This window comes from Kitasatospora setae KM-6054 (assembly GCF_000269985.1).
Classification (GTDB): Bacteria; Actinomycetota; Actinomycetes; order Streptomycetales; family Streptomycetaceae; genus Kitasatospora; species Kitasatospora setae.
This window is the reverse complement of record NC_016109.1, coordinates 106134-122675: the sequence shown is the minus strand read 5'-3', so window position 1 is coordinate 122675 and position 16542 is coordinate 106134. Positions and strand designations below refer to the sequence as shown.

Annotated in this window: 12 protein-coding genes; 4 read left to right on the top strand and 8 right to left on the bottom strand. The window is 75.1% G+C overall.

Annotated features, from left to right (window positions below; genetic code table 11):
* Positions 1-245 precede the first annotated feature (245 nt).
* On the bottom strand, positions 246-1445 hold the full coding sequence (locus KSE_RS00500; RefSeq protein ID WP_014133275.1) for an IS701 family transposase: 1200 nt from the start codon (positions 1443-1445) through the stop codon (positions 246-248).
* A 506-nt stretch (positions 1446-1951) separates the two neighbouring features.
* Between KSE_RS00500 and KSE_RS00495 the strand changes: the two genes are divergently transcribed.
* The 4 genes from KSE_RS00495 to KSE_RS00480 all read left to right on the top strand — a co-directional run bounded on the left by KSE_RS00495 (position 1952) and on the right by KSE_RS00480 (position 6280).
* The gene (locus KSE_RS00495; protein WP_014133274.1) at positions 1952-2548 is read left to right on the top strand and encodes a ScbR family autoregulator-binding transcription factor; all 597 of its coding nucleotides are present in this window, start codon (positions 1952-1954) and stop codon (positions 2546-2548) included.
* Between the two features lie 149 nt (positions 2549-2697).
* Positions 2698-4374 (top strand): MFS transporter, encoded by a 1677-nt coding sequence (locus KSE_RS00490; protein ID WP_014133273.1) that lies wholly within the window; start codon positions 2698-2700, stop codon positions 4372-4374.
* Positions 4371-5681 carry an acyltransferase family protein gene (locus KSE_RS00485; RefSeq protein ID WP_014133272.1) on the top strand — a complete coding sequence of 437 codons (1311 nt, stop codon included), beginning with the start codon at positions 4371-4373 and terminating at the stop codon, positions 5679-5681. Before KSE_RS00490 ends, KSE_RS00485 begins: the two co-directional genes overlap by 4 nt.
* Complete coding sequence (locus KSE_RS00480) at positions 5678-6280, top strand: DsbA family oxidoreductase (protein ID WP_014133271.1); 603 nt, start codon at positions 5678-5680, stop codon at positions 6278-6280. The genes KSE_RS00485 and KSE_RS00480 overlap by 4 nt, the downstream gene beginning before the upstream one ends.
* A 315-nt stretch (positions 6281-6595) precedes the next feature.
* Here KSE_RS00480 and KSE_RS00475 read toward each other — a convergent pair whose 3' ends face one another.
* The 7 genes from KSE_RS00475 to KSE_RS00445 form a co-directional block, all read right to left on the bottom strand.
* A complete protein-coding gene (locus tag KSE_RS00475) occupies positions 6596-9091 on the bottom strand; it encodes a sugar phosphate nucleotidyltransferase (protein WP_014133270.1) in 2496 nt (831 codons plus the stop codon).
* A 149-nt stretch (positions 9092-9240) separates the two neighbouring features.
* On the bottom strand, positions 9241-9582 hold the full coding sequence (locus KSE_RS00470; protein ID WP_014133269.1) for an STAS domain-containing protein: 342 nt from the start codon (positions 9580-9582) through the stop codon (positions 9241-9243).
* Positions 9572-11695: a glycogen debranching protein gene (locus KSE_RS45515; protein WP_014133268.1), complete on the bottom strand. Its 2124-nt coding sequence runs from the start codon at positions 11693-11695 to the stop codon at positions 9572-9574. Before KSE_RS45515 ends, KSE_RS00470 begins: the two co-directional genes overlap by 11 nt.
* The gene (locus KSE_RS00460) at positions 11692-13515 is read right to left on the bottom strand and encodes an AGE family epimerase/isomerase (protein WP_014133267.1); all 1824 of its coding nucleotides are present in this window, start codon (positions 13513-13515) and stop codon (positions 11692-11694) included. The genes KSE_RS45515 and KSE_RS00460 overlap by 4 nt, the downstream gene beginning before the upstream one ends.
* Positions 13512-14123 carry a DJ-1/PfpI family protein gene (locus tag KSE_RS00455; protein WP_014133266.1) on the bottom strand — a complete coding sequence of 204 codons (612 nt, stop codon included), beginning with the start codon at positions 14121-14123 and terminating at the stop codon, positions 13512-13514. Before KSE_RS00455 ends, KSE_RS00460 begins: the two co-directional genes overlap by 4 nt.
* A gap of 127 nt (positions 14124-14250) precedes the next feature.
* Positions 14251-14700, bottom strand: a complete 450-nt coding sequence (locus KSE_RS00450; protein WP_014133265.1) for a nuclear transport factor 2 family protein — start codon at positions 14698-14700, stop codon at positions 14251-14253.
* Positions 14701-14804: 104 nt separating this feature from the next.
* Positions 14805-16502 carry a thiamine pyrophosphate-binding protein gene (locus KSE_RS00445; RefSeq protein WP_014133264.1) on the bottom strand — a complete coding sequence of 566 codons (1698 nt, stop codon included), beginning with the start codon at positions 16500-16502 and terminating at the stop codon, positions 14805-14807.
* Between the last annotated feature and the right edge of the window lie 40 nt (positions 16503-16542).

Genomic DNA, 16542 nt, shown 5'->3' with positions numbered 1-16542 from the left:
CGGCGGCTCGGGGGGAGGGGTGGCGGGTGTGGGGTGTTCCGGGGTTCGCGCGGGGTGGCGGGCTGGTGCGTGCCGGCGGTGCGGGCGTCTTTGGGTGTGGCGGGGCGCGCGGTGTCCGGCTCCCGTGCGGGGGGCTGTCGGGGGAGCCCCCGCGCGGGCGGGGGGCCGCTTTCGGGGTGTCCCCGGGGGCGGGGCGCTCTGATGTCCGGGCGTCCGGGCGTCCGGGCGTTCAGGCGTTCTGGTGTTCAGGCGCTCTGGTGTACCGGCTCGCCCGGTTGCTGGGCCGGGTGGACGAGGCGGTTGTAGGTGTAGGCGGCGGAGACCAGTGTCATGTGGTGGTGCCAGCCGGGGTAGGAGCGGCCCTCGAAGTCGAGCATTCCGTACTCCTGCTCCAGGGAGCGCATCGCCGTCGTCGTGCCGCGGTGCAGCTGGGAGAGGGCGATCAGCCGGTCGATGCGCCGGTCCACGAGGTTGGTGATCCACATCCGGGCGGGCTGCTGCCCGCCGCCGGGGCGCCACTGGGTGAACAGCCGGTAGGTGTGCCGCGCGGCGGGGGCGTCCTGGCGCGGGAGGTGCAGGCGGGCCAGCCCCGACAGGATGCGGACACTGCGCAGCCGCCGGTCGGGGGCGGGGAGCGTCGCGGTGTGCGGGTGGCGGGTGCCGGAGGGGTACAGCAGCTGGCGGGCGCTGAGGGGGGCGTGGAGGTCGGGGGCGGCGGCGCGCAGTCCGCCGGGCACCACCCGCAGGGTGCCCGGCACGGCGATGACGAAGTCGCGTCCGCGCCGGCTGAGGCCCTCGACCAGCCGGCCGGCGTCCGGGTACTCGCTCATGTCCGCCACGACCGGCGCGGGCGCCTGCGAGGTGCGGGAGGCGAGGGTGTCCACCAGGTCGAGGGTGTGGGCCCACAGGGGGCGGTGGCGGACGGCGGGCGGGATGCGTGTGCGCTCGCGCAGCACCGCGTCGTCGTCCCACTGGTCGGGCAGCAGCAGCCGCCAGTCCACGGGCACGTCCTGCCCGCCCGAGGACAGGAACACCCCCACCCCCACCTGGCAGTTGACGGTACGCCCGGCCGACGGCACGAAACGGCGGTGGACGCCGCACGAGTGGTCCCCGCGCTTGGGCAGCACGGCCGCGGCGACGGACCAGGCCTCGGTCGGGGCGTGCTGCTCGACCACCCGCGTCAGCTCCCGGCGCGCGGGGCGCCAGTCCCACGGGCTCGCGTTGATGAACTGCTGCAGCGACTGGGAGGCCGTCGGGGAGTCGGAGACCGCCGACGCCAGCCGGCGCACCGACTTCTTGCCCGGCGTGACCAGCAGCCCCCGCAGGTACGCCTGGGCCCAGCGGCGCTGGTCGGCGCGCGGCAGATGGCCGAACAGCTCCTCGGTGAAGGCGCTGAGGCGCGACTGGGCGAGCGCGGCCGCCGCGCGGGACATGTCTTCGGCCATCCTCTGTTTCCTCCCCGGCTGGGCTCCTCCCAAGATAATAGAGAACGTTCGCTTTGTTTTTGAATCGGGTGGAGCCGCCTGCTACAACTTCGCCAAGTCGCCCCACGACCGGACCCGCAGGAGAAGTCCGGACGTCTTTCGCACGTCGGCGTTGCGCCGCAGCCGCCCGCCGTCGAAAGCTGGGCGGCAGACCGAACGCGCGGGCCAGTGGGGAGATCTGTGGTGGGACGAGCACATCTGAGGGCCGCACACGCACCACCGGCCGGATGTGCACCCCGCACCCCGCACCCGGAACACCCGGCGCACCCGGAACACCCGGCGCACCCGGAACACCCGGAACACCCGGCGCGCCCGGTGTGCGGCGCTCCGCCGCCCTCCCGCCGCCGGTCCTCGCCCCGCCGTCCGCCGTCCCCGCCACCGCGCCCCGCCCCGGCCGCCTGGGCCCTCCTCCCGTACGCGCCCGCCCCGGGCCGCCCCCGCCGGCGCGCGCAGACGGGAGCCACACCGTGGTGAAGCAGGAACGGGCGGCACGCACCCGGCACGCCCTGGTGAAGGCCGCCGCCGTGGAATTCGACCGCGCCGGCTACGAAGGCACCAGCCTCGCCCGCATCAGCGAGACGGCCGGCATCTCCATGGGCGCCCTGACCTTCCACTTCCGCACCAAGGGCGAACTCGCCGTCGCCGTCCAGCGCCTGGGCCGCTCGGCCACCCAGGACGTCGTCACACGCGTGGCCGCCCACCCCGCGCCCGCCCTGCAGAGCGTCATAGCGCTGACCCTCGAACTCGCCCGCCTCCTGGAGAAGGAGGCAAGCGTACGGGCCGCCGCCCGCCTCACCCGGGAAATGCCCGCCACCACCGCCGCCACCGCCTGGTACCCGGCCTGGACACACACCGTCGACGAACTCCTCGAACAGGCCCGGGACGGCGAACTGCGCCCCGGCACCGACCTGCGCACCGTCGCCGCCCTCGTCGCCCACCTCGTCGCCGGCGCCGAGACGCACATCCGCTGCCGCGTCCCCCACACCGAACACCAGAGCGCCGACGCCCAACTCGCCCAGCTCTGGCGCCTGGTCCTGCGCGGCGTGTCCGCCAACCCCACCTGAGCACGCGCACCCCCGCCCGGACACACCCCACGCCCGGGGGCGCGCCCCACCCGGGCACACCTTGCGCAAGTCCCCGTTGTGCCCGCGCCCCCCGGGCCCGAGGGTGAGGGCTCACCCTTCCGGCGGACCTGCGAGGAGCTGAGAATCCCGTGGCGGACACACCCGCGGCCACCAGGGCGGTCAAGGAACCGCCCCCGGCCCGCCCCCCGGCCCGGACCCCCACCACCGGCCCCCACCCCGCCCCGGCCCCCGCCGCCCCCGGCGCCCCCGGCGCCCCCGCCGTCCGGCACCCCGCCGAGGGCGGCGCCCCGGCGGTCCCCGCCGAGGACGGCGCGGGGGCCGCCCGCGGCCGCGTGCTGCTGCCCGTGCTCCTGGGCGGCGCGTTCATGACCGTCATGGACTCCTTCATCCTCAACGTCGCCGCCCCCACCATCCGCACCTCCCTGCACACCGGCCTCACCCAGAGCGAACTCGTCATCTCCGGATACGTCCTGGCCTACGGCCTGCTCCTCATCACCACCGGACGCCTCGGCGACCTCCACGGCCACCGCGGGGCCTTCCTCGCGGGCCTGGCCCTGTTCACCACCGCGTCACTGGCCTGCGGCCTCGCCACCTCCGCCACCGCCCTCATCGGCCTGCGCCTCCTGCAGGCCCTGGGCGCGGCCGTCCTCTACCCCCAGGTCCTCGCCCTCCTCCAGACCTCCTACACCGGCCGCCGCCGCGACCGCGCCTTCGCCGCCTTCGGCGCCACCATCGGCGCGGCCTCCGTCACCGGCCAGCTCCTCGGCGGCGTCCTGCTCGCCGCCGACCCCTTCGGCCTCTCCTGGCGGACGGCCTTCCTCGTCAACGTCCCCGCCGGCGCCCTGCTTTTCACCGCCGCCGCGTTCACCCTGCCCCGCACCCCGCGACGGCGCCCCGCCAGGCTCGACCTCACCGGCGTCCTCCTGCTCACCTGCGCCCTCCTGCTCCTCACCCTCCCCCTCCTCCACGCCACCGGCCCCGCCCGGCCCGCCTGGACCTGGACCCTGCCCCTCCTGTCGCTGCCCGCCCTCGCCGCCTTCCACCGCCACGAACGCGCCCTGCACGCCCGCGGCGGCACCCCCCTCCTGCCCCCCGCCCTCCTGCGCGACCCCGCCGTGCGCCGCGGCGGCGCCACCGCGCTGGCGTTCTTCGCCGGCAACGCCGGCCTCTTCTTCACCCTCACCCTGCTCCTGCAGGACGGCCTGCGATACCCACCCCTCCAAGCCGCCCTCACCTTCACCCCCCTGGCCTGCGCCTTCGTCGCCGCGTCCCTGCTCGCGCCCCGCCTGAAACCCCCCTACCAGGCCCACGTCCTCGCCATCGGATACACCGTCAACGCCGCCGGGACCCTCCTGCTGCTCGCCGCCACCCTCCTGCCCGCCACCGCCGGCGACCGCTGGACGCTGATGACGGCCCTGACCGTCATCGGATTCGGCGAGGGCCTCGGCGTCAGCCCCCTGTTCGCCGCGGTCCTGCGCGACACCCCCGCCCGCGACAGCGCGGCCGTCTCCGGCGCGATGGAGACCGCCGCCCAGATCGGCATGTCCCTGGGCATCACCGTCACCGCGCTCGTGTTCTCCCGCGCGCTCGGCGGCCGCACCGGCGCCGGCGCCCACCAGGACGCCTTCGCCGCCGCCCTGGCCGCCGTCACCCTCCTCGCCCTCCTCGCCCTGGCCCTCGCCCCCCGCCCCACCCCCACCCCCACCCGCACCGGCACCGGCCCCGGCACCGGCCCCGGCCCCGGCACCGGCCCCGGCCCGGGCACCGGCAGTGGTACGGCCCCGCGCACCGGGCGGCCCCGGTGACGCCCGCCCGCGCCGACCTCGCCGGCCCGGGCGCGCCCGGGCGGCTGCCGTCCCTGACCGCCCTGCGCTTCGTCGCCGCCCTGCTCGTGTTCTGCTTCCACGCCACCTACGAGAACGCCTTCCGCGACCCCGACGCCGGCGCCCGCTTCTCCCAGCTGTTCAGCAAGGCCGGCTGGGTCGGCGTCTCCTTCTTCTTCGTCCTCAGCGGCTTCCTGCTCACCTGGTCCGCCCGCCCCCACGACAGCGCCCGCCGCTTCTGGCGCCGGCGCTTCTTCAAGATCTACCCCAGCCACCTGCTGACCGCCCTCGCCGCCCTCGCCCTGATGGCCCGCGCCGGCCAGCCCCGCCCCGGCGTCCTGCGCAACCTCCTCCTCGTCCAGACCTGGACCCCGGACGTCGACGTCATCCTCGGCGTCAACCCCGTCAGCTGGTCCCTCGCCTGCGAGGCGCTGTTCTACCTCGCCTTCCCCGCCCTGCTGCCCGCCGTGCGCCGGATCCGCCCCGCGCGCCTGTGGCCCTGCGCGGGCGCCCTCACCGCGGCCGTCCTGTGCGTCCCGCCGCTGGCCGGCGCCCTCCTGCCCGCCACACCCCACATGACCTGGCTGCCGGTCTCCGAACAGCACTACTGGTTCGTCTTCGCCTTCCCGCCGGTACGCGCCCTGGAATTCGTCCTCGGCATGGTGATGGCACGCATCGTCGCCACCGGCCGCTGGAAGGGCCCCGGCACCCCCACCGCCACCCTCGCCCTGGCCGGCGCCTACGCCCTCGCCCTGCGGGCCCCCTTCGACTACGGCCTGGCCGCCGTCACCCTCGTCCCCGTCACCTGGCTGATCACCGCCGCCGCCGCGGCCGACACCCGCACCCCCGCCACCCCCGCCACCCCCACCACCCCCACCACCCCCCTCGCGGGGAGGCGCAGGGCCGGCCCCCGCGCCCGCCCGCTGCGCGCGCCGCTGATGCTGCGCCTGGGCGAACTCTCCTTCGCCTTCTACCTCACCCACCGCCTCGTCCAGGTCTACGGCCACCGCGCCCTCGGTGAGGGCCGCGCCTGGAGCACCCCCGCCGCGGCCGCGCTGCTGGCGGCGAGCGCGGCCCTCACCCTGCTGCTGGCCTGGATCCTGCACACGGCCTTCGAACGCCCCCTCATGCGGCGCTTCGCCACCCCCCGCCACACCCCGCCCGACACCCCCGTACCGCCGCCCGCCCCCGCCGTACCCGTACCGCCGCCGCCCGTGGCGGCGCCGCCGGTGGCGGCGCGGGCACCGGTGCCCGCGAGCGGGGACCCGACCCACGGAGACACCCGGTGACCGTCGACATCGACGTCTGGTTCGACTACATCTGCCCCTACAGCCTGATCACCCGCCAGCTCCTCGCCCGCGCCGTCACCGGCGCGGGCACCGACACCAGGACCACCCTGCACCCCTTCGAGGTCAACCCGCACTGCGTCGAGGAAGCGGGGGAGTACCCCCGGGGAGTGTGGGAGAACTCGGTGCGCCCGCTCGCCCGCCGGCACGGCGTACCCCTGCCCGGACCGCCCGGCACCCCGCTGCGCCGCGCGCGGATGGCGTTCACGGGCTACCAGTACGCCCTCGAACAGGGCGCCGAACCCGCCTACAGCGACCTCGTCTTCCACGCCTACTTCCACGACTGGCAGGACATCTCCGACCCCGTCGTCCTCACCGCCCTGGCCCGCCGGGCGGGCCTGGACCCCCTGGCCTACCGCTCGGCGATCCTGTCCGCGCGCTACGCGCGCCTGCACCGCCAGGCGGAGGCCGCCGCCCGCGCGAGCGCGGGCGTCACGATGGTGCCCGTCGTGGTCATCGGGTCCTGGCGGATCGACGGCGTGCCCTCCCGCGCGCAGCTCGACGACGCGATCGGCCGCGCCGCCGAGGCCGGCACCGGCTGACCCCCGCCCACCCCGCCGCCACGACCGGGCCCCGCCACGACCGGGCCCCGCCACGACCGGGCCCCGCCGCGACCGCGCCGCGACCGCGCCGCGGCGGGGCCGCGGCCTGCGGCGGCCCGGCACCCGGCGGCGCGGCGGTCCGTGGGGATCCGCGGCGGTCCGGGGCGGTCCGGTCCGGGGCGGGGCGCGGCGACGCGCGGGTGCCCCTTCCGTGGCCGGCCGGGCCGGGGGAGGGGCACCCGCGCGTCGGCGGCCGTGACCGGCGGGCAGCCCGGTCGGGGCGCGGGGTGCGGGGGTGCGGGGATGCGGGGGTGGTCAGGCGATGGGCTGGCCCACGGCTTCGCACCATTCGTCCAGGAGCGCGTCCGCGGACGCGGGGTCGGGGCCTTCGGCCCACAGGCGGGTGACGGCGGAGACGGAGTCGGGCAGGACCAGTGCCCACCGTCCGTCGTCCTCCAGGACCCGTACTCCGTCGGTGGTGTCGATGGCGCGTCCGCTGGCCGCCTCCACCACCGTCCGCATGACCTGGCCCTTGTCCTGCCAGGCCGTGGGCAGGTCCCGGCTGCGGACGTGGGCCCGCGGCAGTGACGAGAGGAGTTCGCTCAGCGGCGCGCCGTCGCGGGCGAGCAGTCCGGCCAGGCGTACGAACGCGGCGATGCCGTCGGCGTGCGGGGAGAACTCCGGCAGGATGAACGCGCCCTCGCCGTCGGCGGCCAGCACGGCCGCGTCCTGGGCGGCGCGGCGGGCGAGCTCCCCGGGGGCGGTGGCGGTCCACCGGATCCGTCCCCCGTGCGCGGCGGCCGCGGACTCCGCGACCCGGCTGGCGGTGACCGGCAGCGCGACGGTGCCGCCGCCGAGTTCGGCCGTGACCAGTCGCACCATCAGCAGCAGCGCGGCGTCGTCGCCGACCTCCCGGCCGAGTTCGTCGACGATCCACAGGCGTTCGCCCGCGGAGTCGAAGCGCACGCCGAACGCCGCGCGGGAGGCGGCGACCAGATGGCCCAGGGTGCGCATGGCGGCGGCGCGCTCCGAGGCCGTCTGCGTGCACGCCGACGGCATCAGGCCGCTGTTGACGGTGAGCGCCTCGACGCCGATGCGTCCCAGGACCGAGGGCAGGACGAGCGCGGCGCTCCCGCACGCGGCGTCGACGACCACTTTCAGCCGCCGTTCGGCGATCGCGGACACGTCGACGCGCTCGGCGAGTTCGCGCGCGTAGTCCTCCACCGACGCGGGCGAGGTGTTCAGGCAGCCCAGCTCCCCGGCCAGCACCCGCCGGTACTCCCGGCGCCCGAAGACGCGGTCCAGGGCGCGCTGCGCGCCCTGCGGCAGGTCGGTGCCGTCCGCGCCGAGGAACACGATGTCGACGCTCTCGGGCGTGCCCGGCGTGGTGGTCACCACGATCGCGCCGTCGCAGCCGGCGGCGCTCTCGCGGCGGGCGACGGGCAGCGGCACGTGCCCCAGGTCCCGCACCCCGACGCCGGCGGCGCGCAGCGCGCAGATCATCGCGGGTGCCAGGACCTGCGCGGGTGTGCCGTGGTCGCGGGCGATGGCCACGTGGGCGCCCAGGGACAGGGTCGTGGCGTACGCGCCGGCCAGGCGGACCGCGAGTTCGGTGGTGATCTCGGTGTTCAGCGTGCCGCGCACGCCGCGGGAGCCGAACACGGACTTCGCGCGGCGGGAGTCCCAGATCAGGCAGTCGCTGACGACGGTGCCCGCCTCGACGCTCTTGCCCGGGTAGACGAGGACGCCCCCCGTGACGCAGGAGTCCTCCTCCAGCACGCAGCCGGACCCCAGGACGGCGCCCTCCTCGACGCGGGTGCCGCTGTGCAGGACGGCGCCGCGCCCCACGACCGCGCCGCGCAGGGCGGCGCGCGGGCCGACGTAGGCGTGCGGGTGCACCACGGCGCGCTGCAGGACGGCGCCCTGCTCGATGACGGCGTGGCTGCCGACCACCGTGTGCTGGCCCAGCCGGGCCCCGGCGCCGACCTGGGCGTGGGCGCCGATGTAGAGCGGCCCCTCCAGGACGGCCGCCGGGTCGACCTGGGCGGTGGCGGCCACCCGCACGCCGGGGGCGACCTCGAAGCCGGGCAGGTCCACCCGCACGCGTCCCTCCAGGACGTCGGCCTGGGCCTTCAGGTAGCTGCCGTGGGTGCCGACGTCCTCCCAGTAGCCCTCGGCCACGTACCCGTACACCGGGTGGCCCTGCGCCAGCAGCCGGGGGAACACGTCGCCGGCCCAGTCGACGCTCTCCCCGGCGGCCACGTGGTCCAGGACCTGCGGCTCCATCACGTAGATGCCCGTGTTGACGGTGTCCGAGAACACCTGCCCCCAGGTGGGCTTCTCCAGGAAGCGCTCCACCCGGCCCTGGTCGTCGGTGATGGTGATGCCGAACTCCAGCGGGTCGGGGACCCGGGTGAGGCACACGGTGACCAGGGCGCCCTTCTCCCGGTGGAACCGGATCAGGTCGCCGAGGTCGATGTCGGTCAGCGCGTCGCCCGATATGACGACGAACGGGGCGCCGCCCAGCTGCTCCTGGGCGTTCTTCACGCTGCCGGCGGTGCCCAGCGGGCTGTCCTCCCGCGCGTAGGTCAGTGACATCCCGAGCGCGGAGCCGTCCCCGAACTGCTCCTGGACGAGCGGGGCCAGGAACTGGACGGTCACCACCGTCTCGCGCAGGCCGTGCCTGCGCAGCAGCCGCAGCACGTGCTCCATGATGGGACGGTCGGCGACGGGAAGCAGCGGCTTGGGCAGGTCGGAGGTCATCGGCCGCAGCCGTGTCCCCTCACCGCCCGCCATCACAACAGCCTTCATTACCGGAGTTCTCCCTCGGTCGTTCGGTCAGGACGATCAGGACGGTCACGGTCACGGTCGGGACGGGCGTCGCGGCGGGGTGGGCCGGGCGCCCGCCGCCGCCGGGCGGGCCGGGCGGGCCGCTGCGGCGGGGCGGCGTGGGCGGGGGGTCAGGCGCCGGCGGGGCCGGTGGTGTGGGTGGGGTCGTCGGTGAGGGTCATGGCGGTGTCGAGGCCGGCGGCGGTCAGGGCGCGCCGTACGGCCGTTCCCGCGCCGTCGACGGTGATCTGCGCGCCCCGGGGGAGGAGTTGCTGGGTGTGGGCGAGGCAGCGCACGCCGCCGGCGCAGATGGAGCGCAGGCCGTGTACGCGCAGGACGAGGCGGTTCAGCGGGCGTTGCAGGGCTTGTTCGACGAGGCCGCGCAGGGCGGGTACCCGTCGTTCGGGCAGTTCGCCGGTGAGGTGGATCGTCGCGGTGGAGCCGGTGATGCCGTAGTAGGCCTCAAAGGTCACGTTCGTCACCTGTCTCTGCGGGGTGCGCCACGAGGACCGTGACGCTGTGGCCGGCCAGTGTCAGGGGGCCGGCGAGGGCGGGGCCGGGGGGCGCGCCGGGTGGGTTGATGTCCTGGCCGGGGGGTGCGGAGGTGTCGGCGAACAGGTGCCAGCGGGTGCCGGCGGGGGGCGGGGGCGGGTGGACGGCGCGGGTGTGGCCGCGGGTGTTGGCGGCGAGGAACACGGTGTCCGCGGTGGTCGTCGCGTCGTCGTCCTGGTGGTGTGCCAGCAGGGCGAGCAGGCCCTCGGCGGCGGGGTCCTCGCCGCGCCAGGGCAGTTCGCCGTGCCGGCTCAGCGCGGGGTAGGGCCAGCCGGGGGGTGTGTCGCCGGGCGCGCGGGCGGGGCGGCGCAGGACGGGGTGGGCGGCGCGCAGGGCGAGGCAGGCGCGGACGAAGGCGAGTTGGTGGGCGTTGGTGTCGGCCAGTGTCCAGTCGAGCCAGCCGGTGGCGTTGTCCTGGCTGTAGGCGTTGTTGTTGCCGTGCTGGGTGCGGCCGAACTCGTCGCCGGCGGTGAGCATCGGCACGCCGGGCGCGGTGAGCAGGAGCAGCAGGGCGTTGCGGATCTGCTGGGAGCGCAGCCGCAGGACGGCGGGGTCCTCGCTGGGGCCTTCGCAGCCGGCGTTCCAGCTGGCGTTGTCGCGGGGGCCGTCCTCGCCCCGTTCGCCGTTCGCCTCGTTGTGGGGGTGGTCGTAGGAGGTCCAGTCGGCGAGGGTGAATCCGTCGTGGCTGGTGAGGAGGTTGACGGAGGCGCGGTGGCCGCGTCGGCCGTAGAGGTCGGGGGAGCCGGCCATCCGGTGGGCGAGTTCCTCGCCCCCGTCGCCGGTGCCGGTGAGGAAGCGCCGTACCGCGTACTGGAAGCGGCTGTTCCACTCCATCCACCGTCCGTGGGAGGGGAAGCGGCCGACCAGGTCGAGTCCGCTGGCGTCGAAGGGTTCGGCGATGAGTTTGCAGTGCGCGAGGACGGGGTCGTGGGAGATGGCTTCCAGCAGGGGCGGGTTGTCCAGTGGCCGGCCGTCCTGGCCGCGGGTGAGGATGGGGGCCATGTCGAAGCGGAAGCCGTCGACGCGGAACTCGCTCGCCCAGTGGCGCAGGCAGTCCAGGAGCAGGGCGCGGGTGACGGGGTGGTTGGCGTTGACGGTGTTGCCGGTGCGGGTGAGGTTCAGGTAGGAGCCGTCGTGGTCGTGGAGGTAGTACGCCGTGTCGTGGAGCGCGCGCAGGGACAGGGTGGGGCCGCGGTGGTCGCCCTCGGCGGTGTGGTTGAGGACGACGTCGAGGATCACCTCGATGCCGGCGCGGTGCAGTTCCCGGACGAGTTCCTTCAGTTCGCGCACGGGGCCCGGTCCCCAGGGGTCGGCGGCGTAGGCGGCCTTGGGGGCGAAGAACGCGACCGGGTTGTAGCCCCAGTAGTCGGGCAGCGGCGCTCCGGTGGCGGGGTCGGTGAAGGGGTTGTCGGTCTCGTCGAATTCGAGGACGGGCATGAGTTCGACGCAGTTGACGCCCAGGGCGCGCAGGTAGGGGATCTTCTCGCGCAGGCCGGCGAAGGTGCCGGGGTGTCGCACGGCGGCGGAGGGGTGGCGGGTGAAGCCGCGCACGTGCAGCTCGTAGACGACCAGGTCCTGCGGGGCGATGCGGGGGTGCGGCACGTCCTGCCAGTCGAAGTCGTCGTGGACGATCTTCGAGCGGTAGGCGGGCCGCTGTCCCCAGTGCTCGCCTCCGGCGAGGGCTTTGGCGTAGGGGTCGAGCAGGAGCGGTCCGGGCGGGGTGCCGGGGGAGTGCTGGGCGCGGAAGGCGTAGTGGACGGCGCGCGGGTCCAGGCCGGGGACGGTCATGGTGAAGACGTCGCCGGTGCGGTACTCCTCGGGGAAGCGGATCTCGCGCAGGATCCCGCCGTGCGCGGCGTCCAGCAGGACCAGCCACATGGCGTGCGCGGTCGGCGAGTTGACCGTGAACGTGACGCCGGCGGCGGTGGGGGACGCTCCCGGGCGCAGCGGGTCGCCGGGCAGGACCGCCGGCGCGGGCGGCGCGGGCGGTGCGGGGCGCGGTGGCGGCGTGGTGCGGGTCGGGGGGGCGTTCACGGGCGTTCCGTCGGGCGCAGGCGTACCCGTACCGTCATCGCCCTGTCGTGCGCGGGCAGGCGGACGGTCATGGCCTCGGCGTCGAAGTCGCTCCAGGGGGCTCCGTCGATGAGGACGTGCTGCAGTTCGACGCGGCCGGGCGGCAGCAGGTCGGGGGCCACCCGCAGCAGGGCGCCGGGGTAGTCGGCGTCGCCGCGGGGCCTGAACCAGAGGTCCAGGCTCTCGCCGCGGACCAGCAGCCGGGTGTAGACCTCGGCGAGGTAGCAGAGTTCGGCTTTGTGGTACATCGCCATCGCGTGGTTGCCCTTGAGGCGTTCGTCGCCCATGAGGAAGGGCATGCCGTCGGCGAGGACGGTGAAGTGCACGCCGCCCTCGTCGTGGTCGAGGAAGAAGGCGTTGTAGAACGCGGCGGCCTCGTGGGCGTGGTGCAGGTAGTGGTCCTCGCGGGTGTGTCCGGCGAGGACCAGGTAGGCGAGGATGGCCTGTTCCTGCTGCCACCAGGTTTTGCGGTTGTGCCAGACGAAGGCGTGCCGGCCGTTGTCGGCCTCGCGTTGCAGGAGGTCGTACCAGCCGCCGCGCTGGCCGTCGCGGCCGACGGCGGGCATGGTGTGGGCGAGTTGTTCGGCGAGGCGGCGGTATTCGCGTTTGGGCAGGGCGGCGCCGGTCCGCGTCAGGTTCCAGGCGATCTTCAGGTTGTGGCCGACCACCGCGCGGTTCTGCTGCCAGCCCCAGGTGTGGTCGGGGGTCCAGTCGCCGTGGAAGCGCTCGTTGACGAACGGGCTGGGGTCGGGGCCGCGGTCGGGGAGGTGGACGGCGATCATGTCGCAGGTGTGTTCCAGCATCCGCCGGTAGCGGTCCTCGCCGGTGGCGAGGTACAGGTTGATGAGGTAGGCGGGGGCGTGGTCGCCGACGGAGTTCCAGTTCTTGCGGGAGCGGTTGGGGCCGAGTCCGTCGTGGTGCGGGCTGAGGGTGACCGGGTCGATGTGGGAGTAGTAGCCGCCCAGGCGGGGGTCGTGGAAGTACTTGTCGAAGAGTCTGACCGTTCCTTCGATGTCCGCCTTGATGACGGGGCTGCCGGTGACGCGGTAGGTCTGGGCGAGGCCGACGAGGGCGTAGATCTGTTCGTAGGCGGGGATCGCGCGGTAGTCGTCGCCGAACTCGGAGGCGAACAGCTTGCGCTCCCCGCCGCCCTCGACGTCGACGCCGTGGTACCAGTAGACGGTGTCTTCTGCCTCGTCGTGGAAGCGCAGGTGGTCGTGGAGGTACTGGGAGCCGCGCTCGGCGACCTCCAGGTACTCCTCGTTGCCGGTGAGCATGTAGGCGGTGGCCATCCCGTAGACGAGGCGGGAGATGGTGTCGCTCTCCTGGACGTGGTGCGCGGTGCGGTGCCCGCAGCCGCGGACCTGGGTGCGGTAGTGGGCGAAGTCGGCGGGGCCGTCGCCGAACTGGGAGCGGCGGTAGAACTTCGCCAGCTGGTCCAGCTGGCGTGTCCACCAGCCGGGTTCCTGGTAGGGGTGCGCGGTGGCGGCGTCCCCGGCGAACACCAGCCGGTCGGCCTGGAAGTACAGGTCCGCCCCGTCCGGGTAGACGGGGCCGTGGGCGAAGACCAGGGCTCCGGGGGACAGGTGTTCCCCGATCCGCGCGCTCACGTCGTGGTAGGGCTCGCCGAGGTTGCGCAGCCGCTGGGCGGTGGTGGTCTCGGTGAGGTGGAGGGTGACGTCGCGTCCGTCCAGGGTGCGCAGGGTGAAGCGGGAGCCCTGGTGGCCGGTGACGTAGCCGGCGGTGAGGTCGGAGAAGGAGAAGGGCAGGGCGGTGTTCACTCGGTGCTCCGCGCCGGGACGGAGAGCCGTTCGATGACGGTGCGGGCCAGCAGGTGGCAGTGGTCGGCGGTGCGGGAGGTCACCAGGTCGCGGTCCACCACGAGGTCCTGGTTGAGGTAGACGCCGCCCATGTTGCGTACGTCGGCGGCCAGGTTGTTGTGGCAGGTGACGGGCCTGTCCCGGATCAGTTCGGGTGCGGCGGCGAGCAGTTGCAGCCCGTGGCAGGAGAACGCCTTGACCAGGCTGGGGATGCGGAAGGCGCGGCGCAGGAGTTCCAGCGCGGGGGGTGTCTGCTCGACGTCCTCGCTGAAGCGCAGCCGGTCCGCGACGCTGCCCGCGGGGACGATCAGCGCGGAGTACTGGAGCAGTTCGTGGTAGTCCGCGCCTTCCAGGTCCCCGTCGACGTCGAGCGGGGCGTGGTGCTCGTGGCCGGTGAAGGTGAGGGAGGGCTGCCCCCACAGCCGGGTGAGCAGGCGGACCTCGGCGCCCTCCTCGGCGAAGCGCCGCCGGTAGTAGGCGATCTCGTCCTCGACGAAGTCGCTCTCCATCAGGACGCCTATGCGTTTTCCGGCCAGCCGGCCGGTCGGCAGGGGTTTCACGGTTCTCACGGGGGACTCTCCCGGAAATTGCGTCGTTGCCGGACAGGGGGAGGGCGGGGGACGGGGGCGCGGACGCGGCGCGGGCGGGCGCCGCGGCCGCGGCCCCGTTCCCGGTGGGGGACGGCGACGGCGGCTCTCAGAGCCCGGCGGAGCCGGGCATCGGAGTCAGGGAGTCGACGGTGTAGGCGCGGATGCGGGGGGTGCCGTCCTCCAGGACGACGCTCCAGCTCTGGTGGGCGTCGAAGCCCAGCCAGGTGCTGGTGGCGTCCGGCGCCTTCCACGTCCTGGTCTGCCAGTTGACGAGGACCCGCACCTCGGCGGAGGCGGCGCGGATCTCCTCGACGTCCACGGTGAGCACGGTGTGCGCCTCGTCGAAGAACCGGTGCGTCACCGCGTCGTACCAGGAGCGGAAGCCCTCGTGCCCGTGCGCGGTGCCCTCGGGAAAGCGCATGACCAGGCCGTCGGCGGCCAGGTGGGGCAGGACGTCCTCGACGGGGTCGTGCCGGTCCAGCGCGCGGTACCAGTCCTCCACGAGCCGGCGTACGGCGGCCTCGCTGAGCTGCTGCTGAATCTGGGGCGTGGGCATGGCGCGGTGCTCCTTCGGCTGGTCGGGCGGTCGGTCGCGGGGTCGGGCGGGCGGTTGGTCGGGGGAGTCGGGCGGGCGGCCGGTCGGGCGGGCGGGGCGGTCTCTCATCCGGTCACGAGGTCCACCAGGTACGGCCCGTCGTGGGTGAGCATCGCGTGGACGGCCGGCCCGACCTGTTCCGGCGCGTCGACCCGCTGCCCGGCGACGCCGAGCGAGCGGGCCAGGTCCGCGAAGCGGATCTCGGGGCGCGACAGGTCGAAGGCGTCCGGGTAGGCGTGCGGGGCGATGCCCTGCTCCTGCCAGTACCGTTCGATGTTCAGGTCCAGCAGCCGGTAGCGGCGGTTGTTGCAGACGACGAATCCGGCGCTGACGCCGTAGCGGGCCGCGGTCCACAGGGCCTGGACGGTGTACATGCTGGCGCCGTCCCCGGTGAACCCGACCACCTGGAGGTCCGGGCGGGCCAGTTTGACGCCGATCGCTCCGGGGATGCCGACGCCCAGTGATCCGCCGCGGGTCTGGAAGTAGGTGCCGGGCACCCGCGGCGGCAGGTGGCGGGTCAGCGCGGGGGAGGCGGTGAGCGCCTCGTCGAAGACGGCGAGGTTCGCCGGGGCCCGCGCCGCCAGCTCCCGGGCGAACGCCTCCATCAGCCCCTCCCGGCCCTGCCGGCCGTCCCGGCCGTGCTGGCCGTGCTGGCCGTCCCGGCCGTCCCGCCCCTGCTGGCCGTCCCGGCCGTGCGGGCCGTGCGGGCCGTGCGGGCCGTGCGGTCGCCGCGGGGCGGCGGGCCGGGCCGGGGCGGCGCCGCCGCGGGACGCCAGTTCGGCGCCCAGCGCGCCGAGGGCGAGCGCGGGGTCGCCGGCCAGGCCGAGGTCGACGGGGAAGTTCTTCGCGATCTCGTACGCGTCGGCGTCGATGTGCACGATGCGGGCGCCCGGCGCGAAGGGGTTCGCGAGGCTGGGGAAGACCTCGGGGAACACGTAGGTGCCCGCGATCAGGACGGTGTCGGCGCCGCCCACCACCCGGGCGCTGTCGGCGCCGGACATGTGGCCGAGGTTGCCGGCGAACAGCGGGTGCGTGGTGTCGAAGTTGACCTCGGAGGAGTTCACGCCCCACACCGGCGCGCCCAGCCGCTCGGCGACGGCGGTCAGCTGGCGCTGGGCGCCGCTCGCGGCGATCCCGTCGCCCATCAGGACCAGCGGGGCGGTGCCCGAGGTCAGCAGGCGGGCGGCCTCGGCCACGGCGGCGGGCTCCGGGACGGCGCGCAGGGACGGCACGAGGGTGGCGACGGCGCTCTCGGCGGTGTCCTGGTCGAGGACGTCGGCGGGCAGGACCACCAGGACCGGTCCGCGCGGCGGCGTCATCGCGATCTTCACCGCGCGGCGCAGCACCCGCAGGACGGAGGAGGGGTCGAGTACGCGGGTGGCGTACTTGGTGACCGGGGCGGCCATCGCCACCAGGTCCGCCGCCATCTGGGCGTCCATCGCGTCGTAGCGCACGCCGGCCTCCCCGACCAGGGCGACCAGCGGCGAGCCGCCGCGCTTGGCCTGGTAGAGCATGCCGGCCGCGTTGCCGAGCCCGACGCCGCTGTGCAGCTGGACCACCGAGGGGCGCTGCGCGGCCCGGGCGTAGCCGTCGGCCATGGCCACCGCGACGCTCTCGTGCAGGGCCAGGACGTAGCGGGTGGCGCCGGCGCCGGCGAGGTCGAGGAAGCCCTGCTCGACGGTCCCGGGGTTGCCGAACATGTGGGTGATGCCGTCGGCGGCGAACTGCTCGAACAGGGCGGCCTTGCCGGGCCTTGCGGGCATGGTGGCTCCTCGGGGTCGCGGACCGGGGACTGTGCCGGCC